This window comes from Micromonospora sp. D93 (assembly GCF_018070365.1).
GTDB lineage: Bacteria > Actinomycetota > Actinomycetes > Mycobacteriales > Micromonosporaceae > Micromonospora > Micromonospora ureilytica.
In genome coordinates, this window is record NZ_JAGPXW010000002.1 from 307,325 (window position 1) to 326,190 (window position 18,866).

Genomic DNA, 18,866 nt, shown 5'->3' on the forward strand with positions numbered 1-18,866 from the left:
GGTTGCGATGGCTACGACGACGCTGGCCGAGGTGATGACCGAACTGGCCGCGCTGGACGACCCGAAGGCACGGGAGGTGAACGCCAGACACGGAGACGATCATGGCGTGCACCTCGGCGCGCTTCGGGCGCTCGCGAAGCGGCTGAAGACACAGCAGGACCTCGCGCGCCAGCTCTGGGCGACGGGCGATGCCTCGGCGCGGCTGCTGGCAATCCTCATCTGCCGTCCCAGGGCGTTCGAGCGGGACGAGTTGGACGTCATGGTGCGCGAGGCGCGCACCCCGAAGGTGCACGACTGGCTCGTGAACTACGTGGTGAAGAAGAGCCCGCACTCCGAAGAGTTGCGGCTGGCCTGGTTCGCCGACCCGGATCCCGTGGTCGCGAGTGCCGGCTGGGCCCTGACCACCGAACGCGTGACGAAGAGGCCCGAGGGTCTCGACCTCCCGGGGCTGCTCGATGTGATCGGGGCCGAGATGAAGGACGCGCCGGATCGCCTGCAGTGGGCGATGAACCACTGCCTGGCGCAGATCGGCATCGAGCACGCCGAGCACCGCGAACGGGCGATCGACATCGGCGAACGCCTCGAGGTGCTCAAGGACTACCCCACCTCCCCCGGCTGCACGTCTCCGTTCGCGCCCACCTGGATCGGCGAAATGGTGCGCCGAGCGGGATAGGTAGCGGGTTCTTGGTCCATCCCGTTCGGCGGGTCGACGCCGTCTGCCACACGCCCCTATAGTGAGTTCCATTATGGGACTTACTACATTCTGGCGGTGGTGGGTCGCCGGCACGACCAGCCACCTCGGCTCGGCGGTCGGCGCGCTGGCCCTACCGCTGACCGCGCTGACAGTGCTCCACGCGTCGGCCTTCGAGATGGGTCTGGTCACGGCGGCGGGCTATCTGGCGTACCTTCTGATCAGCCTGCCGGCGGGCGTGATCGTGCAGCGCCTGCCGCTGCGCGGCATGCAGGTCACCCTGGATCTGGTCCGGGCCCTCGTCATCGCGTCGGTCCCGCTGGCCTGGTGGTTCGACATGCTGACGGTGGCCCAGTTGATCGCGGTCGCCCTGGTGGTGAGCTTCGCCAATGTGCTGTTCGACGTGGCGAACCAGACGTTCCTGCCGGAGATCGTGCCAGCCGCGCAGTTGCAGGCCCGCAACAGCCTTACCTCCGGCACACATGCCGCCACCGCGCTGGGCGGGCCCTCCCTGGGTGGTTTCGCGGTGCAGGTGCTGGGTGCGGTGCCGACGCTGTTCGTGGACGCGGTCAGCTACCTGATCTCCGCCGTGTTGCTGCGGACCCTTCCGGCCCGGCGGGTGCAGCGACCGGCCGAGCGGCCACCGATGGTCACGATGATCCGTGAGGGCTGGCACTTCGTGCTCCGACACCCGATCATCAGGCCGGCCATGTGGGACGCCACCGCGACGAATTTCGTCAACGGCGCAATGCTCGCCCTGTTCCCGTTCTACCTGGTGCGCGAGCTGCACGCATCGCCGTTCATGGTTGGGCTGCTGATTGCCACCGACGGCCTCGGCACGCTCATGGGCGCGGCGTTGACGACCCGGTTCACCGATCGGTTCGGCACCGCGCGCGGCCTGATCATCGCGGCCTTCGTCGGTGTGGCCGGCGCGCTCGTCATCCCGCTGGGAACCGGCATCGCCGCGTTCCTGGCCTTCACCGTCGGAAACCTCATCTTCGCCGGCTCCACTGTGGTGCTCAGCGTGACCACCCGCACGTACCGGATGCTCGCCAGCCCACCGGAACTGCTGTCCCGGGTTATCGCCACTGTCAAGTTCGTCTCTTGGGGCGCCATCCCGGTCGGCGGCCTGCTTGCCGGGATCCTGGCCGGGCCACTCGGTGCCCGCACCACCCTGCTGATCTTCGGGGCGCTCACCGTGCTGTCCCCGATCATCTACCTGTCGACGCCGATCCGCCGGATGCGTGACCTGCCGCTCGACGCCCCGCTGAGACCCGCCGAGGCGCGGGTGTAGACCGGCCAGTCGCGCTTGTGGTCGGTCCACATCGCTCAACCGAGACATCGACAGAAGGTGTAGCCCGCGGTTTCGCGGGGCAAGAAGTCGCACATGGAGGGAACGGCAGGGTGCGAGGGGCAACAGCTCGGCCGGCGGCACCGCACCGGTGAGTCGGACCGGGCAGGCCTGGCGTCCGCGCTGCCGGCGGCCTCCCTCTGATGCGGCTGAGGCACAGCCTCCCCCCGGTGGCGCTCGGCGCGGTGGCGCTCGGCGCGGCCCTGGGTGCCAACCCCGCCCACGCCGACACGCCGTCACCGTCGCGTCTCCCACTGGTGGAGGTCGCCGCCTCGCCGGAGTCCATCAAGGTTTCGGTGGCCGACGTGGTCGATGTGCAGCTGACCGTCCCCCTGCCCCTGCCGACCGCTGTCGTCTCCCTGCCCGTGCCCCTGCCGTCGGCGGACCCGCTGCCCCTACCGTCGACGGACCCCCTGCCGTCGGCCGTTCCGCTGCCGACGCCGTCGGCCAAGCCCTCCACCGCCCGGCCACGTCGGCCGGCCGGCACCCCGTCGTCGTCGCATGCCACACCGGCACCAACCGCGTCGGCATCCCCGGACGGGCGGGGGGTCGCCTCGCGGCCATCGCTGGCACCGTCGGCGCCCGTGTCGGCGACAGTGTCCAGGAGCGGCACCCACGGCACGTCCGGCAGCCGGGCGTCGGATCAGGCGCGGGCGACGATGACCGCCGTCACCGGACAGCGGCCCAAGCCGCCCGCCCGTCCCGCACCGGGGCCACCGGCGTTCGTGCTGGCACTTGCGTCCGCACCGACCGGCGTCGGCGCCGGCGGAGCTGATCCACAGACGTCAACGGCCGAAGCGCCGCCGCCCACCACGTTGCTGCGGCCAGGGCTCACCGTCACCGCCGTCGACAGGCGCGCAACCAGCCGTCCCGTCGAGCGGGGTCCTCCCCCGCCCCAATGACTCCTGATCACCCACTCGCGTCCACGACGTTGATCAGGAGAGGTTCATGGAACTCGCAGTTATCTGGATTCCCGCCTACATCGAGCCCTCGGAGCCCGCCGTCGCGAGGTGCCTCAGCCACCTTCGCGAACACTCCTACCGATTCTCCGGAATCATGCGGGCACCATGGGAGACCGTCGAGCAGACGATGATCGACGGAGAGGTGGATGTCGTCGTCATCGCCGACTTCGCACACCTCCCGCCGGATCGGTCCCCCCGGATCGAGCTGGCCAGCTCCCCCGACGGCGACGCGGACGAGGACCGAAAGGTTCCGGACACGCAGCTCGACTGACACCACGAAGCGCCCCGTCCGCAACGGACGGGGCGCTTCGTCGATCTGGTTCCACCGTGGCCAGGCGGAAGATCATCCGGCCGAGGGCCGCCATGGTGGGTCAGGCCGCGACGGCCGCCCGGACGTCGTCGTCGGCGGCGCGCAGCCGGGCCGCGGCCTCCTCGGCGGTGCAGTTCGCCAGGAGCAGCACGATGGCCGTCTTGGCGTGCCCGTGGGCGGCCGCGAGAGCCCGCGCGGCCGTGTCGAGATCGGTGTCGGCGGCCTCGGCGACGATCCGACGCGCCCGGTCGACGAGCTTCTCGTTTGTGGCGTTCATGTCCACCATCAGGTTGCCGTAGACCTTGCCGAGCCGGGCCATCGCGGCGGTGGAGAGCATGTTGCAGACCAGCTTCTCGGCGGTGCCGGCCTTGAGCCGGGTGGAGCCGGTGAGCACCTCGGGGCCGGTGGGCACCTCGATGGCGACGTCGGCGTGCCGGCTGGTCACCGCGTTGGTGTTGCAGGCCACGGAGACGGTCGCCGCGCCGCGCGCGCGGGCGTGATCCAACCCACCGACCACGTACGGGGTACGGCCGCTGGCGGCGAGCCCGACCACCGTGTCGCGGGCGGTCAGACCGACCTCGTCGAGGTCGGCGACGGCGCGGGTCGGGTCGTCCTCCGCACCCTCGACGGCAACGCCGAAGGCTCGCGCCCCGCCGGCGAGCAGACCGACGACCCGGTCGGGCGTCGTACCGAAGGTGGGTGGGATCTCGACGGCGTCGAGCATGCCGATCCGGCCGCTGGTGCCGGCGCCCAGGTAGATCAGCCGTCCGCCCTGGCGGAGCGACGCCACGACGACGTCGACGGCGGCGGCGATGTCCGGCACGGCCCGGCGGACGGCGGCGGCGACTGTCTGGTCCTCGTCGTTCATCGCGAGAAGCAACTCGGTGGGAGACATCCGGTCGAGCTCGCTGGTCTTGTCGTTGCGGGTCTCGGTGCCGAGGGTGCTGAGGTCCACGGGGTGCTCGTTCCTCTCGCTGGTGTGCAGTCGCCGGCCAGCGGGGAGAGATGCTCCGGTCGCCCGGCGGCGGCTCGCCGTCGAGCGCGTACTCGCGGCCCGCTGCCGCAGCCAGGCCGAGGCGTAGCTGCGAACAGTCCCCGTATCAGCAGGCTGAAACCACAGCGTAACCAGCCCGGAGGGGCGGTGGCAAAAAGTTTCGCGTTACTCTCGGCTAACGTCACTTATTGACAACCCCTGGTAGGGAGCGAGCCGTGCGTCAACTCGACCTCGTCGTGATCGTGCTGTACCTCGTGGTGATCGCCTTCGTCGGACTACGCCTGTCCGGTAAACAGAAGTCCGCGAAGGACTACTTCGTGGGCGAGGGGCGACTGCCCTGGTGGACCGTCTCGTTCTCGGTGGTGGCCACCGAAACCAGCGTCCTGACCGTGATCAGCGTGCCCGGCGGCGCCTACAGCGGTCAGGGCTTCGGAAACGTCGAGCTGGCCCTGGGCTACGTCATCGGTCGGGTCGTCGTGGCCGCGGTGCTCATCCCGCTCTACAAGCGGGGTGGGTTCGTCAGCGCCTACCAGTACCTCGGTGAGCGGTTTGGCCTGAAACTGCAGGGTTTGGCGTCGGTGACGTTCGTCTTCACCCGCCTGCTCGCCGAGGGCGTACGGCTGTTCGCCTCGGCCATCCCCATCAAGCTTCTCCTCGACGAGTTCGGGCTGAATGTCGGCTACCAGGCCATCATCGTCGTTCTGACGCTCATCACTGTGGTCTACACCTACCTCGGTGGCATCAAGGCGGTCATCTGGACCGACGCCATCCAGATGGGGCTGTACCTGGGCGGGGCGATCCTGGCGATCGCGGTGCTCAGCCACGCCGTCGGCTTCGACGGCTACTCGCAGGCGCTCGACGCCGGCAAGTTCCAGCTCTTCGACACCAACTTCGCGCTCGCGCACGTCCTCACCAGCCCGTTCGCCCTGCCGACAGCGATCATCGGTGGCGCGATCTTCGCGATGGCCAGCCACGGGTCGGACCAGCTGATCGTCCAGCGCATCCTGTCCACCCGCACGCTGCGCGAGGGGCAGAAGGCGATGATCTCCTCGGGCATCTTCGTGGTGATCCAGTTCGCGGCGTTCTCCCTGGTCGGCGCGCTGCTGTGGTCGTACAACAAGGGTCAGACCTTCAAGGAACTCGGCCTGGCCAGTAGCGACAACCTCTACCCGAGCTTCATCCTGCACGCCCTGCCGGTGGGCATCTCGGGTCTGCTGGTGGCCGGCATCCTCGGCGCCGCGATGGGTTCGTTGTCCTCGGCGCTGAACTCGATGTCGAACTCCACGGTCGCCGACTTCATCCACAGCTTCTTCCGCAAGGTCCCGTCCGACGACGCGATGCTCCGGCTCGCCCGGGTGATGACCCTGGTCTGGGCGGTGCTGATGGCGATCTTCGCCTGCGCGTTCAGCTCCAGCACCGGAAACGTCTACCTGACCGGTTTGACCATTGCCGGCTACACCTACGGGGCGCTGCTCGGGGCCTTCCTGCTCGGCCGTCTCGTCAAGCGGGCCAACCAGGTCGACGCGGTGATCGCCTTCCTCGTCACCGTGGCGGTGATGACCTACATCGTCCGGTACGTCAAGATCGACGTGACGACGGCCGGGACCACCACCGCCACCGCCATCGCCGCGCAGTGGCTGGTCCCGATCGGCGTCCTGATCACCCTGGTCGTCGGCGCGGTGTCCAGCCGGTTCCACCCGGCCCCGGAAACGCCGTACGACCATGGACGCACCGACGAGGTCGACGACGCGGCGGCGCCCGCCGGCCGGGCCTGAAGGAGGACCTGATGCGCGTGATCGGCCTGATGTCCGGAACCTCCTACGACGGCATCGAAGCCGCCGCCGCCGAACTCGACCTGAGCGGCGACACAGTGCGGCTGCGACCGCTGGGGCGGCTCAGCCACCCGTACTCCGACGAGCTGCGCACGCAGATCGCCGCCGCCCTGCCGCCCGCGCCGACCACCACCGAGGCGATCTGCGTGCTGGACACCGGCATCGGCCGGGCCTTCGCCGAGGCCGGCGTGCGGGCCCTCGCCCAGCTGTGCGACGGCAACGCCGACCTGGTCGTCTCGCACGGGCAGACCATGCACCACTGGGTCGAGGCTGGCACGGTTCGGGGCACTCTCCAGCTGGGCCAGCCCGCCTGGATAGCGGAGGCCACCAGCCTTCCGGTCGTGTCCGACCTGCGCAGCCGCGACGTCGCCGCCGGCGGTCAGGGCGCTCCCCTGGTCGCCCTCTTCGACGCACTGCTGCTGGGTGGCCTACCCGGCGTCCCGGCCGCCCTGAACCTGGGCGGCATCGCCAACATCACAGTCGTCGCGCCGGACGCCGACCCGCTCGCGTTCGACACCGGCCCGGCCAACGCGCTCCTCGACGTCGCCGCGCGCCACTTCAGCGGGGGCACCGAGGAGTACGACCGGGACGGGCGCGGGGCGGCCGCCGGGCAGGTGAACCCCGACCTGCTGCGGCGGCTGCTCGACGAGCCGTACTACCGGCTGCCCGGCCCGAAGAGCACCGGGAAGGAGCTGTTCCATCTTCCCTACCTGCTCGCCGCTCTCGCCGACGCGCCCACACCGGACCCGCAGGACGTGTTGGCCACGCTCACCCGGCTGACGGCGGCCACGGTGGCCGGGGCCTGCCGCGACCACGGCGTCACCCGGCTCGTCGTCTCCGGCGGCGGGGCGCACAACCCGACGCTGATGCGCATGATCGCCGACGATCTGCCCGGCGTCCACCTGTCGTCCAGCGATGATCTGGGCGTCGCGTCGGACGCCAAGGAGGCGCTGGCCTTCGCGCTGCTGGGTTACCTGACCGTGCACGGGCTGCCCGGCGCACTGCCGTCGGGCACCGGCGCCCGGCACGCCTCCGTGCTCGGCAGCATCACCCCCGGTCGGCAGCCGCTGCGGCTGCCCGCCCCGGTCAGCACCGCTCCTGCCCGGTTGCTGGTCGTCGCGTCCCCGGTGGCCGACTGATCACCCCTCCCAGGAGGATCCGCCCATGAGCACAGTCGTACCCACACCGACCGCGGCCGGCGCTCGCGCCCGCGAGGTCGCCGCGCTGCTGCGCTCGCGCCTCGATGATCCGAGCCGGGCCAGCGCCGAGCTGCCCCGGAGGCTGGCGGCGGCACACGACGCCTCGCCGTACCTGTTCGAGCCGCAGGCAGTGGTTCGCGCCGCCTCGGCGGCCGAGGTGGGGGCGTTGATGGCCAGCGCCCGGGAGGCCGGCGTGCCGCTGACCCTGCGCGGCGGCGGCACCAGCCTCGCCGGGCAGGCCGGCGGCGCGGGAGTGCTTGTCGACGTCCGCACCGACTGGCGGCACGCCGAGGTCCTCGACGACGGCCGGCGCATCCGGCTCCAGCCGGGCCTGACGATCCGGCAGGCCAACGCTCGGCTGGCCCGCTACCGACGCCGGCTCGGCCCGGACCCGGCCAGCGAGGCCGCCTGCACGGTCGGTGGCATGGTGGCCAACAACTCCAGCGGGATGACCTGCGGCACCACCGACAACGCGTACCGCACCATGGAGTCGCTGCGCTTCGTGCTGCCGTCCGGCACCGTCGTCGACTCCGGCGCCCGCGACGCCGACGACCGGCTGCGGGCCGACGAGCCCGAGCTGCACGCCGGGCTGCTGCGGCTTCGCGACCGGGTGCGCTCGGCGCCGGGGTCACGCGCCACCATCGAGCGGCTGTTCGCGATGAAGAACACCATGGGGTACGGGCTGAACTCACTGCTCGACCACAGCACCCCGGTCGAGATGCTCGCCCACCTGATGATCGGCAGCGAGGGCACGCTCGGCTTCGTGGCCGAGGCCGTCTTCCGTACCGTCGAGATCCACGACCACGCCGCCACCGGCCTGCTGATCCTGCCCGGTCTCACCGACGCCACCGACGCGCTGCCGGCCCTGCTCGCCGCCGGCGCCCGTACCGCCGAACTGCTCGACGCCGCCGCGCTGCGGGTCAGCCAGCGTGACCCGGGCGCCAGCCCGGCCCTGCGCGGGCTGACCGTCACCGGCCACGCCGCGCTGCTTGTGGAGTTCGGCGAGGACAGCGCGGAGCGGCTCGCCGCGACGCTTGCCGACGCCCGGCCGGTGCTGGACCGGCTGCCGGCCGTCACCGGCACCGAGCTGACCCGCGACCCGCGCGAACGGGCCAACCTCTGGCACCTGCGCAAGGGCCTCTACACCGCCGTCGCCGGGGCCCGCCCGCCCGGCACCACGGCCCTGCTGGAGGACGTCGCGGTGCCGATGCCACGCCTGACCGGCACGTGCGACGGGCTGATCCGCCTGTTCGACAGGCATGGCTACCCGGACGCGGTGATCTTCGGACACGCCCGCGACGGCAACCTGCACTTCATGCTGACCCAGTCCTTCGACACCCCGGCCGAGATCGACCGCTACGCCCGGTTCACCGACGACATGGTCGACCTGGTGCTGGCGGAAGGGGGAACACTCAAGGCGGAGCACGGCACCGGCCGGGCCATGGCGCCCTTCGTCCGCCGGCAGTACGGCGACGAGTTGTACGACGTGATGCGCGAACTCAAGCGGTTGTGCGACCCGAGCGGCCTGCTCAACCCCGGTGTGCTGCTCAACGACGACCCGACAGTGCACCTGCGGCAGCTCAAGGCCGTTCCGACTGTCGACCCCGAGTTGGACGCCTGCGTCGAGTGTGGCTACTGCGAGCCGGTCTGCCCCACCGCCGACGTCACCACCACCCCCCGCCAGCGCATCGTCCTGCAACGGCAGATCGCCCTCGCCACCGCCGCCGGCGACGAGGAGCGCCGCCGGGAGCTGACCGCCGACTACGCGTACGCCGCGGTGGACAGCTGCGCCGCGGACAGCCTCTGCGTCACCGCCTGCCCGGTCGGCATCGACACCGGGGCGGCGATGAAGCGACTACGCGCCGAGCGGCACTCCCCTCGCGCCCAGCGCACCGCCCGCACCGCCGCGCGGCACTGGCAGGCCGCCGTGACGGGCGTCCGGGTGGGGCTGACCGCCGCGCACGCCGTACCGACGCCGGTGACCCGAGCCGCCACCGGGATGATCCGTGGGCTCGGCGCCACCGAACTCGTGCCAGCGTGGAGCGACGACATGCCGCGCGCCGGCGCGCCCCGCCCGGCACCCCGCAACACGCCGGACGCCCAGGCGGTGTTCTTCGCGGCCTGCGTCGGCAGCCTCTTCGCACCCGAGGACGGCTCGTCCGGCGGTTCGGCGGCGGCGTTCCTGCGCCTCTGCGAACTGGCGGGGGTGCCGCTCGTCGTACCGACCGGCACGGCGGGGCTGTGCTGCGGAACGCCGTGGCAGTCCAAGGGCTACCCCGCCGGCCACCGCGAGATGGCCGAGCGGACCCTGGCCGCGCTCTGGTCCGCCAGCGACGAGGGTCGCCTGCCCGTCGTTTGCGACGCGTCGTCGTGCACGCACGGGCTGACGCAGCTCACCGCCGCGCTGGCCGAGGAGGACCGGGCACGGTACGCCGCGTTGCGCTTCGTCGACAGCGTGACCTTCACCGCCGAGCACCTCCTGTCGGCGCTGCCGCAGCCCCGGCGACTGGGCTCGCTGGCCCTGCACCCCACCTGCTCCACAGTGCACCTGGGCGGCATCGACGACCTGCGCACGGTGGCCCAGGCGGTCGCCGACACCGTCACCGTGCCGGACAGCTGGGGGTGCTGCGCCTTCGCCGGCGACCGGGGGCTGCTGCACCCCGAGGTCACGGCCGGCGCCACCGCCGTGCAGGCCGCCGAGATCAATCAGCGCGACCACGACGCGTACGCCTCCTGCAACCGCACCTGCGAGATGGGCATGAGCCGGGCCACCGGCCAGCCGTACCGGCATGTGCTCGAGGTGCTCGTCGAGACGATCGTGCCGCCCGCGTAGCCGGTGCCGTACCCATGGTCACCCACTCGTTCGGGAGGACGTTCTTGACGTACGTCTTGAAGTCGACCCGGTCGACACGCCCGAGACTGACCCGGTAGACGAGGATGGTGCTCGGCAGCTTGCTGTTGGTGCCGTCTGTGGTACAACCCGTCGGCCCGCTCACCAACTCGTGCGAGGCGTTGTTGTTCTTCAGCGTGGCGTTGAGGTTTGCCATCGCCCCGGCCGCGAAGACCTGGCTCGCACCGGCGAAGTTGCTGTGAAGTAGACCCGCACGCTCTTGCTGGTGCGGTTCCAGACCGACGCGGCGTTGTTCTTCACGCACAGGCCCTTGCCGCTGCCCGCGCCCGTGAAGTCGTAGCAGGTCGGCTGGGTCGTACCGTAGTCGTCCGGTGAGTCGGTGAAGTCGGAGACCGAGCCCGCCTGGTGGTCGCTGTTGTAGTATTGACGTCCTCTCCGCCCTGAGAGGCGAAGATTCCGGTCTGCTATACCCCTGAAGGGGCTAGCTTCCGGTGGGTTACCGCTTCGCTGCGCGGTGCCGGCACGGATGCTGGTCTTATCTGCGCTCGACGGTCGTTGAGGTCCGCCCGTCCGGCGGCCCTGATGTTCTTGGCGGCGTTCACGTCCCGGTCGTGGTGACTGCCACACGGGCAGATCCACGTACGAACGTTCAGCGTCATCTTGTCGGTGATCCGGCCGCAGTCCGAGCACATCCGGGTGGACGGGAAGAACCTGTCCACCCGAGCGAAGATGCGCCCGTACCGGGCAGCCTTGTATTCCAGCATGGTCGTGAACTGTGTCCACCCGGCGTCGTGCACCGACTTCGCCAGCCGCGTGCGGCCAAGCCCGCTCACGCACAGGTCCTCGACGTACACCGCTTGGTTGTCGCGGATGATCGCCGTGGACAGCTTGTGCTGCCAGTCCCGCCGGGTGTCGGCCACCCGCGCATGGGCGCGGGCAACCTTCACCACGGCCTTCTTACGGCGGTTGCTGCCCTTGGTCTTGCGGGACAGGTCCTGCTGCAACCGCTTCAGCTTGCGTGCCGCGCGACGCAGGAACTTCGGCGCGGTCACCTTCGTACCGTCGGACATGACCGCGAAGTGCGTCAGGCCCAGGTCGATACCCACCTCGGACGCGGCCGACGGCAGCGGCTCGTCGGTGCTCTGCACGACAAACGACGCGAAGTACCGACCCGCCGCGTCCCGGATCACCGTCACCGACGTCGGTACAGCGGGCAGCGTCCGCGACCAGCGCACCTGCACGTCGCCGATCTTCGGCAGCCTGAGCCGTCCGTTGTCCAGCACCTTGAACCGGGCGTTGGCCGTGAACCGGATGGCCTGCCGGTTGTCCTTCCGCGACCGGAACCGAGGCGCAGCCACCGTGCGGCCCTTACGCTTGCCGGAAATTGAGGCGAAGAAGTTGCGGTACGCCGTATTCAGGTCCGCGAGGGCCTGCTGCAACACCACCGACGACACCTCACCCAGCCACGCACGCTCCGGAGTGAGTTTCGCCGCCGTGACCCGTCGGGACAGTTCCGCGTCCGTCACATACGCCAGGCCAGCCTCCCGCGCCTGCTGACGTACGCGCAGCCCATCATTGAACACCACCCGCGCACACCCGAACGCCCGCGCCAACGCCTGCTGCTGGCCAGACGTCGGATAGACGCGGAAGTTGAACCGAAGCAGCACGACCACAGTCTGCCATTGGCTCATGGCCGATCCGGGAGACATTCCGGGGCACGCTCGGGCCTTGGCGAGCCTCCGCGCGGGCTTTCAATCCGTCACCTGCTTGACCGGTGATGACATCGCTTCACTCTTGCACCGCGTCGCGTCACCGGTCAAGATGGTGACGTGACGTTCGAGTTCATCGCCGATCGGCCGGTACTGGACTTCCTTCCCACGCTCGCCGAGCGCGGCCACGCTGACGTCGAGCAGCTGATCGCGCCGAGAGATGTGGCGGACTGGGCCGTCCAAGCCGGCATCGTCGAGCGAACGCCCGCTGTGGACGACGCCGGCCTGAGGCACGCCAAGGCGCTCCGAGAGGCGATGTTCCGCCTGGTCCAAGCCCTGATCAACGGCGCCGAGGCGGCCACGTCAGACCGCGAGCTGGTCAATGGGGCAGCAGCGGGGCCGCTACCTACGCTGCGCCTTGACGTCGACGGAGTGCACCGCTGCGGCGACCTGGACGCCATCCTGACGGTCCTCGCCCGCGACTGCCTGGAGTTGCACGCCAGCGACGACCGTCTGGCCCTCCGCTGGTGCGCCGACGAGCACTGCACCCGAGCATTCGTCGACCGGTCGCGCGGCGCACGGCGGCGCTGGTGCGGCATGCGCGGCTGTGGAGACCGCGCCAAGGCCGCCGCGTACCGCCGGCGACAGCGAACCCCCGCCCCTTGAAGGCGACAGACTCACGGCCGGTGGCCGGCGGCCCGGGCGTGCTCAGGCTGCCGGCCCCCGGCCGGACCAACGACGACGTACGGAGACGTCAGGCGGTGATCACCGGCCAGGCGTAGGCGAGCAGGGCGCAGGCGGCACCCAGAAGCGCGAGCGAGACACCCCTCGTGGGCAGCGGCAGGGCAGCGAGCACGATCAGGATGACGGCGACGACGTAGAGAAATGCCTGGACCGACATGGTGCTCTCCTCGATCAGGGGTAGCGAGCGGGTGACTTCATCCGCCGAGATGCCCCCAGGCGTGATCTCGGAAACCTCCTGCTGATCACGGTTCGGCCCACAGTGGTACGTGCGGCTCGCCCGGTGCGGTGCCTAGGTCTGAAGGAGAACCGCTTCCGCGCCCACCGGTCGAAAGCCCGCCGCCTGGAAAGCGCGCACGCTGCGCGCATTGCCGGCGGCCTGCTGGGACCAGACCGGCTGGCCGTCGGGCACCAGATGTCGGGCGGCCGTCGCCAGCGCCCGTCCCAGGCCCCGGTGGCGACGCTCGTCGTCGACCTCGATCGCCGCCTCCCAACGGCCGGCCACCCCTCGCCCGAGTACGACCACCCCGCCCTCGGCGGCCCAGACGCGGACGTCGTCACGGCGTCGACGTGCCCTGACCTCGCGGGGATGATCGGCGTCGGCAAGCTCACCCAGTTGCACTGGCGGAGGCCCGGCAAGGCTGCTCGCCACGGTCAGCAGGTCGATCGTGTCCATGGCGCGCCGGGTGCGGTCGAGCAGCGCGCCCAGGAAACGCGGATTCATCGTGGCCGCCAGGGGGTCGCAGTCGACAGTGGCCAGCGTGCGACGTACCCACTGGGGGTCCTCGTCGGTGAACACCACCGAGTGCCCCGTGAAGGCGATGACCCCGGCGTCACGGCGGCTGGGCTGCGGAACCACCGTGGTCCCGCCGTCCGGCGGCGGGAAGCGCCCGTGCGCCGCCGCGTCCAGGATGTCGGCCAACGTGCGGTCCATTGTCGCCCTCTCCTCGGTCCCCGACCGCACGGCTGCCGAGAGGGACGCGCCCCCTTGCCGCCGCGCGGACCAAACAGTGTTCGGACATCCTCCCGCGTGCGGTACGGCGCTGGGCGCCCCGGTGTCCCAGCCCGCGCTTCGTCAGCCCGTCGGCGCCTGAATCGCGTGGCTGCGGTACCAGATCCGCGGTCGGCCGTCGGCGGCGATGTCGACGTCCGTACGCACCTGGTAGACCTGCTCGATCCGGCTCGTGGTGAGAACCTCGACGGGCGTGCCCGCCGCGACCACCCGGCCGCCGCACAGAAGCACCAAGCGGTCGCAGTACTGGGCGGCCAGATTGAGGTCGTGCAGGGTCACCACGACCGTGCTGGCCGACTCGGCGAGAAACCGCAGCAACTCCAGTTGATGCCGGATGTCCAGATGGTTGGTCGGCTCGTCGAGCAGCAGCAGGTCCGGTTCCTGCACCAGAGCGCGGGCCAGGTCCACCCGCTGCCGCTCACCGCCGGAGAGGCTGGACCAGCGCCGCTGCTCGAAGCCGGCCAGGCCGGCCTCGGCGAGGGCGCGCCGCGCCAGGTCCAGATCGGCGGCGCCGACCCCGGCGAGGCGTGGCCGGTACGGGGTCCGGCCCAGCAGAACCACCTCCAGTGCGGACATCTCCACATCGGTGGCCACCTGTTGGGTGACCACCGCGATCCGCCGAGCCAGCGCCCGCCGGGGTATCGCGCCCAACGCGACATCGTCGAGCAGCACCCGCCCGGAATCGGGACGGGCCAGTCCTGCCAGCAGCCGCAGCAGGCTCGACTTGCCGGAGCCGTTCGGCCCGAGCAGCCCGACCGTGACGCCCGGTTCGGCGGTGAGCGCCACCCCGGCCAGGATCCGTACGCCGGCCACGCCCCACCCGACGCCGTCCGCGAGCAGCCGCGCCGGGTACGGATCGTCTGTCGCCCGACCGCTGCCTCCCCCGCCCCGACCGGCGGCTTCCGGCCCGATCATGGCGTGCCGGTCCGGCGTCGCATGACCAGCGCGAACACCGGCACCCCGAGCAGCGCGGTGAGCACACCCACCGGCAGTTCCTGTGGCGCGAAGACGGTCCTCGCCACCGTGTCCGCCCAGATCAGGAAGATCGCCCCGATCACCGCGCAGGTGGGCAGCAACGTCCGATGCCGGGAGCCGAAAAGGAACCGAACGGCGTGTGGCACGGTCAACCCGACGAAACCGATGGCGCCGCTCGCCGCGACCAGTGCGGCCGCCACCAGGGCGGTGACGCTGAACAGCAGCAGCCGGGTACGCCCGGGAGAGAAGCCGAGCGAGCGAGCCGTATCGGTGCCGAACGCGAACGCGTCAAGCGCCGTCGCACTGGCCCAGCAGACCAGCAGGCCGACGCCGACAACCACGGCGCTGAGCGCCACCGACGGCCAGGAGGCCGCCGTCAGCGAGCCGAGCAGCCAGAACGTCACGCTGCGGGTGTCCTGGGTGTGCGCGTCGGAGATCACGATCAGGCTGGTCACCGCGCTGAAGAGCTGCGAGACGGCCACCCCGGCGAGAACGATCCGGGTCGGCTCGCCGGCCCGCCGGCCGGCCAGCAGCAGCACCGCGCCGAACGCCGCCATGCTGCCGACGAACGCGCCGGTGGTCAGGTCGACCGGGCCGGCGCCGATCTGGACTCCGAGTACCAGCACCGCCACCGCGCCGGTGGAGGCGCCGGACGAGACACCGAGCAGGAACGGGTCGGCCAGCGGGTTACGCGTGAGCGCCTGGAGCACCGCCCCGCACACCGCCAGACCGGCGCCGACCAACCCGGCCAACAGCACCCGGGGCAGCCGGAGATCCCACACGATGCTGTCCGGCAGGGCCGGTAGCGGGTGGACCGGCAGGCCCACGTGGCTGGCCACCGCGCGCAGGACGCTGTCGACCGGTAGATCGGCCGAGCCCACGCTGACCGCCGCCGCAATGGTGACCAGCAGCAGGAGCAGGGTCAACGGCAGGAGGTACCGACCGGTTCTCGGAATGCCGGTAGCGGGTGGTGACTCCCGTCCCGTCGGCGCGGGCGGACCGCCCGCCGAGGCGAGGGATCGTGCGGCTCGCAGGTTCATCGGCGGGCGAACACCACGTAGTCGTCGAGGTACTGCCAGACCGTGCCGACCTCGGCGAAGCCGGCCGTGCGAAGGGCCGCCAGGTGGAATTCCAGTGAGGCCGGGGCCTGCGGCGGTCGGTCGGCGAACCGCTGTACCCGCTGGGCGGCCAACCCGGCCAGTTCTGGGTGTCGGGCCGCCTCGGCGTACCAGCCGGAATAGGTGAGCGCTCCGGCGGCGAATGTCTCCTGCTGCACCTGCGCGTCGTGCCGACCGGCGATGTCGCGCAGGGTGGGCGCCGACTCGTCGTAGCGGAGGTGGTCGGCGTTGAGCAGCACACCACCGGCGGGCAGCAGCCGCGCCGCGGTGGTGTAGACCCGCAGTAGTTGCTCCGGCGCGAGCCAGTGCAGTGCCGTCGAGGTGAGCACGGCGTCGACTCGCCGTCCGGCCAGCGCGTCCTCCCAACCGTCGGCCACCAGGTCGACGTCGTGCACCTCGACCCGTGCGGTGTAGCGGTCCAGGGCACGCCGCGCGACCTGTAGCAGGATCGGGTCGTAGTCGACCGCGACGGCGGTGGCACGTGGGAACTCGGCAAGCATCCGGTCGCTGATCGCACCGGGACCGCAGGCCAGATCCAGGATGGTCGGGTCGTCCGGACAGTGCAGCCGCAGCACGTCGGCCATCGCGTCGAACCGCAGGTCGCGGTGGGCCACGTACGCGGACTGCTGGTCGTTCCACAGTTCGAGCAGGCGCCGGGCGGCCGACTGATCCAGTGCCGCGACCGAGGTGCCGGCCGGCGGGGTCATCGTGCGGTCCCGTGCAGGTTGGCGCCGACCAGTTCCGCCGCCTGGACGCTGCGGATCGACGGATCCATCGACGAGCCGGGCACGGTGACGAACCGTCCGGCGACCACCGCGTCCAACTTCGACGTCACCGGGTTGCGGCGCAGGAAGTCGATCTTCGACTGGGCGCTGTCGCCGTCGCCGCCCCTGGTCAGATCGGCCAACACGATGACGTCCGGATTGCGCTTGGCGATCTCCTCCCAGTTGCCGGCGGGCCACTTCTGGCTGGCGTCGGTGAACGCGTTGCGGACGCCCAGCAGCGAGCTGATCGCGTCCGGAACCCCACCGTGCCCGGCCACGTACGGGGTGTGCGTTCCCGAGTAGTACCAGAGGAGTGACGGGTCGGCGCTCGGCGTGGCCGTCGGTACCGAACCCCGCGCGGCGTCCAACCGACCCTGCTGGTCGTGGATCAGCTTGTCGGCCCGCTCCGGGACGCCGAAGACACCGGCGATGTCGCGGATCTCATCGAAGATCCCGTCGAAGGTGACCGTCTGGGTGGTGTCCGCCGGCTTCTCGCAGGCGAACTCGGACAGGTACGCCGGTACGCCGAGCGTGGCCAGGTCAGCGCGCGGGCCTGCGGCGTCCGGAGCGTACGCGGAGGTGTAGGTCGAGTAGACGAAGTCCGGGTTCGCGGCCCGGACCGCCTCCCGCGACGGGTAGAGCTTGGCCAGCACCGGCACCTTCTCGTACGCCGGGCGCAGCTCGGGCAGCACCGGGTCGGTCTGGTAGCTGGTGCCGACCATCCGGTCGGCGAGACCGAGGCTGAGCATGATCTCGGTGGCGTTCTGTTCCAGCGCGATCGCCCGCTGGGGTGGCGCGCTGATGTCGACGGGCAGTCCGCAGTTGGTCAGGTGGACCGGGGCGGCGAGGTGGCCCTGCGCGGCCGGTGTGGCGGCTCCACCGTCGGAGCATCCGGCGGCGGCCAGCACCAGACACAGGCCAGCCTTAACGAAAACGGTTTTCATAAGCGGGAACATATCAACAGCGCCTCAGCGGCCCGGCAGGCGGGGGTGCGGTGCGTCAACCAGCGCGGACCATGCCGGGCGCTCCGGCCACAGCCCGGTCAGGTCGACCCGACGCAGTCAAGGGTGTGACCCAGCTTCCGGGTCACACCCTTGACTCATCCACCGGCCGGACGACGCACCGCTGACGGCTCGACGGGTCAGCAGCCGATCCGGCTGGACCCCACCGCGACGTCGTCGTACCAGAGGGTGTCGGCTCCGCCGCCGTAGCTCTCCCAGCCCAGCTTCAGGTCGGTGAGCTGCGGCCGCCAGGTGCGGTTGTACCACTGGCCGTCGATGTCGTGCGTCGGCGAGCCGTCAGCGGTCAGCCCGGGAATGGCGGCGCCGTCCACCCAGGTACGCAGCTGACCGGCCGCACCGTCCACCATGAACTCGACGCAGGTCCACCGGTTGGTGGGTAACGGCAGGCTCTGCGCCACCCCGGCCGGGCTCTGCTCGGGCAGGGTCGCGTCGTCGGAGGCGCGGTTCCACTGCAACGCGCCGTTCTGGCCACCCAACCGCAGGTCCTTGTTGCTGTCGGCGGCGTCGGCCATCGCCATCATCGTGGTGTGTTCGGTGGGCTGGGCGGTGGTGTGCCGGACCCAGATCCGGCCGTAGCGGACGTTGCCCACACCACTGAGGTTCTTGGTGGACCTGATGAAGACGTGGTTGCAGTACCCGGCGGCACCGTTGATCCGGACCGACCGGCTGCCGCTGTGCGTGGTCGCCGTGTCGATGGTGGCGGTACCGGCGCCGGAACAGTCCGGGCTCACCACGGTCCAGTCGCCGGACGGCGTCGAACCGCTCTGACCCTCGAAGCCGTCGCAGAGCACCGCGCCGGCACACCCGGTCGGCGGCTCGGTGGTGGGCGGCGGGTCGGTCGGCGGAGGCGTCGTCGGCGGAGGGTCGGTCGGCGGCGGGGTGGTCGGCGGTGGGGTCGTCGGCGGCGGGGTGGCGCCGTTGCACGGGACGCCGTTCAGGCTGAACCCGGTCGGCGCGCCAGCACTGGAGGCGTACGTGCCCTGCAACCCGAACTCGGTGGAGCCGCCGGCCGGGATGCTGCCGTTGTACGACGCGTTGCGGGCGGTCACCGTCGATCCGGACTGGCTGACGGTGGCGTTCCAGCCGCTGGTGACACGCTGGTCCCCGGCGTACGTCCAGGTGACGGTCCAACTGGAGACGGCGGTGTCCCCCGGGGAGACCTTGACGGTGGCGGTGAATCCGCCGGGCCACTGGTTCGGCGTGTAGTCGACCCGGCAACCCTGGGCGGCTGCGGCCGGGCCGGTGAGCACTGCCGCTCCGGTGGTGGTCGCGGCGGTGGCCAGCGCGGCGACGACCAGCAGGGTCGCGGCGGGGCGGGCACGGAAAATCGTCATG

Annotated in this window: 18 protein-coding genes; 9 read left to right on the forward strand and 9 right to left on the reverse strand. The window is 71.1% G+C overall.

Annotation, left to right across the window (positions count from 1 at the left end):
- Positions 1 to 7 precede the first annotated feature (7 nt).
- From KBX71_RS03555 to KBX71_RS03570, 4 genes are all read left to right on the forward strand, one after another.
- Positions 8 to 673, forward strand: coding sequence for a DNA alkylation repair protein (locus KBX71_RS03555; protein WP_210816495.1), 666 nt, complete (start codon positions 8 to 10; stop codon positions 671 to 673).
- A gap of 73 nt (positions 674 to 746) precedes the next feature.
- Complete coding sequence (locus KBX71_RS03560; RefSeq protein ID WP_210816496.1) at positions 747 to 1,985, forward strand: MFS transporter; 1,239 nt, start codon at positions 747 to 749, stop codon at positions 1,983 to 1,985.
- Positions 1,986 to 2,212: 227 nt separating this feature from the next.
- Complete coding sequence (locus tag KBX71_RS03565) at positions 2,213 to 2,944, forward strand: hypothetical protein (protein ID WP_210816497.1); 732 nt, start codon at positions 2,213 to 2,215, stop codon at positions 2,942 to 2,944.
- Between the two features lie 46 nt (positions 2,945 to 2,990).
- Positions 2,991 to 3,275 carry a hypothetical protein gene (locus KBX71_RS03570; protein ID WP_210816498.1) on the forward strand — a complete coding sequence of 95 codons (285 nt, stop codon included), beginning with the start codon at positions 2,991 to 2,993 and terminating at the stop codon, positions 3,273 to 3,275.
- A 100-nt stretch (positions 3,276 to 3,375) separates the two neighbouring features.
- Here KBX71_RS03570 and murQ read toward each other — a convergent pair whose 3' ends face one another.
- A complete protein-coding gene (gene murQ / locus KBX71_RS03575; protein ID WP_210816499.1) occupies positions 3,376 to 4,269 on the reverse strand; it encodes an N-acetylmuramic acid 6-phosphate etherase in 894 nt (297 codons plus the stop codon).
- A gap of 254 nt (positions 4,270 to 4,523) precedes the next feature.
- Here murQ and KBX71_RS03580 point away from each other — a divergent pair, with 254 nt between their 5' ends.
- The 4 genes from KBX71_RS03580 to KBX71_RS34210 all read left to right on the forward strand — a co-directional run bounded on the left by KBX71_RS03580 (position 4,524) and on the right by KBX71_RS34210 (position 10,432).
- The gene (locus KBX71_RS03580; RefSeq protein ID WP_210816500.1) at positions 4,524 to 6,083 is read left to right on the forward strand and encodes a sodium:solute symporter; all 1,560 of its coding nucleotides are present in this window, start codon (positions 4,524 to 4,526) and stop codon (positions 6,081 to 6,083) included.
- An 11-nt stretch (positions 6,084 to 6,094) separates the two neighbouring features.
- Positions 6,095 to 7,279: an anhydro-N-acetylmuramic acid kinase gene (locus tag KBX71_RS03585; RefSeq protein ID WP_210816501.1), complete on the forward strand. Its 1,185-nt coding sequence runs from the start codon at positions 6,095 to 6,097 to the stop codon at positions 7,277 to 7,279.
- A 25-nt stretch (positions 7,280 to 7,304) separates the two neighbouring features.
- Entirely contained in the window at positions 7,305 to 10,172 is a 2,868-nt protein-coding gene (locus KBX71_RS03590) for an FAD-binding and (Fe-S)-binding domain-containing protein (protein ID WP_210816502.1), read from the forward strand.
- A gap of 128 nt (positions 10,173 to 10,300) precedes the next feature.
- Complete coding sequence (locus KBX71_RS34210) at positions 10,301 to 10,432, forward strand: hypothetical protein (RefSeq protein WP_256441944.1); 132 nt, start codon at positions 10,301 to 10,303, stop codon at positions 10,430 to 10,432.
- A 222-nt stretch (positions 10,433 to 10,654) separates the two neighbouring features.
- On the opposite strand, the gene KBX71_RS03595 is transcribed toward KBX71_RS34210, so the two are convergent.
- Positions 10,655 to 11,881 (reverse strand): transposase, encoded by a 1,227-nt coding sequence (locus tag KBX71_RS03595; RefSeq protein WP_247682845.1) that lies wholly within the window; start codon positions 11,879 to 11,881, stop codon positions 10,655 to 10,657.
- Positions 11,882 to 12,019: 138 nt separating this feature from the next.
- Between KBX71_RS03595 and KBX71_RS03600 the strand changes: the two genes are divergently transcribed.
- A complete protein-coding gene (locus tag KBX71_RS03600) occupies positions 12,020 to 12,565 on the forward strand; it encodes an ABATE domain-containing protein (RefSeq protein WP_210816503.1) in 546 nt (181 codons plus the stop codon).
- Between the two features lie 88 nt (positions 12,566 to 12,653).
- On the opposite strand, the gene KBX71_RS03605 is transcribed toward KBX71_RS03600, so the two are convergent.
- The 7 genes from KBX71_RS03605 to KBX71_RS03635 form a co-directional block, all read right to left on the reverse strand.
- Complete coding sequence (locus KBX71_RS03605; protein WP_167493109.1) at positions 12,654 to 12,800, reverse strand: hypothetical protein; 147 nt, start codon at positions 12,798 to 12,800, stop codon at positions 12,654 to 12,656.
- A 132-nt stretch (positions 12,801 to 12,932) separates the two neighbouring features.
- Positions 12,933 to 13,574, reverse strand: a complete 642-nt coding sequence (locus tag KBX71_RS03610) for a GNAT family N-acetyltransferase (protein ID WP_210816504.1) — start codon at positions 13,572 to 13,574, stop codon at positions 12,933 to 12,935.
- 141 nt (positions 13,575 to 13,715) lie between these two features.
- Complete coding sequence (locus KBX71_RS03615) at positions 13,716 to 14,567, reverse strand: ABC transporter ATP-binding protein (RefSeq protein ID WP_210816505.1); 852 nt, start codon at positions 14,565 to 14,567, stop codon at positions 13,716 to 13,718.
- Complete coding sequence (locus KBX71_RS03620) at positions 14,564 to 15,553, reverse strand: iron ABC transporter permease (protein ID WP_247682846.1); 990 nt, start codon at positions 15,551 to 15,553, stop codon at positions 14,564 to 14,566. Before KBX71_RS03620 ends, KBX71_RS03615 begins: the two co-directional genes overlap by 4 nt.
- Positions 15,554 to 15,663: 110 nt before the next feature.
- Positions 15,664 to 16,452 (reverse strand): trans-aconitate 2-methyltransferase, encoded by a 789-nt coding sequence (locus tag KBX71_RS03625; protein ID WP_210816507.1) that lies wholly within the window; start codon positions 16,450 to 16,452, stop codon positions 15,664 to 15,666.
- Complete coding sequence (locus KBX71_RS03630; RefSeq protein WP_210816508.1) at positions 16,449 to 17,453, reverse strand: ABC transporter substrate-binding protein; 1,005 nt, start codon at positions 17,451 to 17,453, stop codon at positions 16,449 to 16,451. Before KBX71_RS03630 ends, KBX71_RS03625 begins: the two co-directional genes overlap by 4 nt.
- A 197-nt stretch (positions 17,454 to 17,650) precedes the next feature.
- Positions 17,651 to 18,865 carry a cellulose-binding domain-containing protein gene (locus tag KBX71_RS03635; RefSeq protein ID WP_210816509.1) on the reverse strand — a complete coding sequence of 405 codons (1,215 nt, stop codon included), beginning with the start codon at positions 18,863 to 18,865 and terminating at the stop codon, positions 17,651 to 17,653.
- Position 18,866: the final 1 nt, after the last annotated feature.

Bases quoted from the DNA above. Each gene is read 5' to 3' on its own strand.
- KBX71_RS03555 (WP_210816495.1), top strand. From the start codon at position 8: ATGGCTACGACGACGCTGGCCGAGGTGATGACCGAACTGGCCGCGCTG.
- KBX71_RS03560 (WP_210816496.1), top strand. From the start codon at position 747: ATGGGACTTACTACATTCTGGCGGTGGTGGGTCGCCGGCACGACCAGC.
- KBX71_RS03570 (WP_210816498.1), top strand. From the start codon at position 2,991: ATGGAACTCGCAGTTATCTGGATTCCCGCCTACATCGAGCCCTCGGAG.
- KBX71_RS03585 (WP_210816501.1), top strand. From the start codon at position 6,095: ATGCGCGTGATCGGCCTGATGTCCGGAACCTCCTACGACGGCATCGAA.
- KBX71_RS03590 (WP_210816502.1), top strand. From the start codon at position 7,305: ATGAGCACAGTCGTACCCACACCGACCGCGGCCGGCGCTCGCGCCCGC.
- KBX71_RS03595 (WP_247682845.1), bottom strand. From the start codon at position 11,881: ATGAGCCAATGGCAGACTGTGGTCGTGCTGCTTCGGTTCAACTTCCGC.
- KBX71_RS03605 (WP_167493109.1), bottom strand. From the start codon at position 12,800: ATGTCGGTCCAGGCATTTCTCTACGTCGTCGCCGTCATCCTGATCGTG.
- KBX71_RS03610 (WP_210816504.1), bottom strand. From the start codon at position 13,574: ATGGACCGCACGTTGGCCGACATCCTGGACGCGGCGGCGCACGGGCGC.
- KBX71_RS03615 (WP_210816505.1), bottom strand. From the start codon at position 14,567: ATGATCGGGCCGGAAGCCGCCGGTCGGGGCGGGGGAGGCAGCGGTCGG.
- KBX71_RS03625 (WP_210816507.1), bottom strand. From the start codon at position 16,452: ATGACCCCGCCGGCCGGCACCTCGGTCGCGGCACTGGATCAGTCGGCC.
- KBX71_RS03630 (WP_210816508.1), bottom strand. From the start codon at position 17,453: ATGAAAACCGTTTTCGTTAAGGCTGGCCTGTGTCTGGTGCTGGCCGCC.
- KBX71_RS03635 (WP_210816509.1), bottom strand. From the start codon at position 18,865: ATGACGATTTTCCGTGCCCGCCCCGCCGCGACCCTGCTGGTCGTCGCC.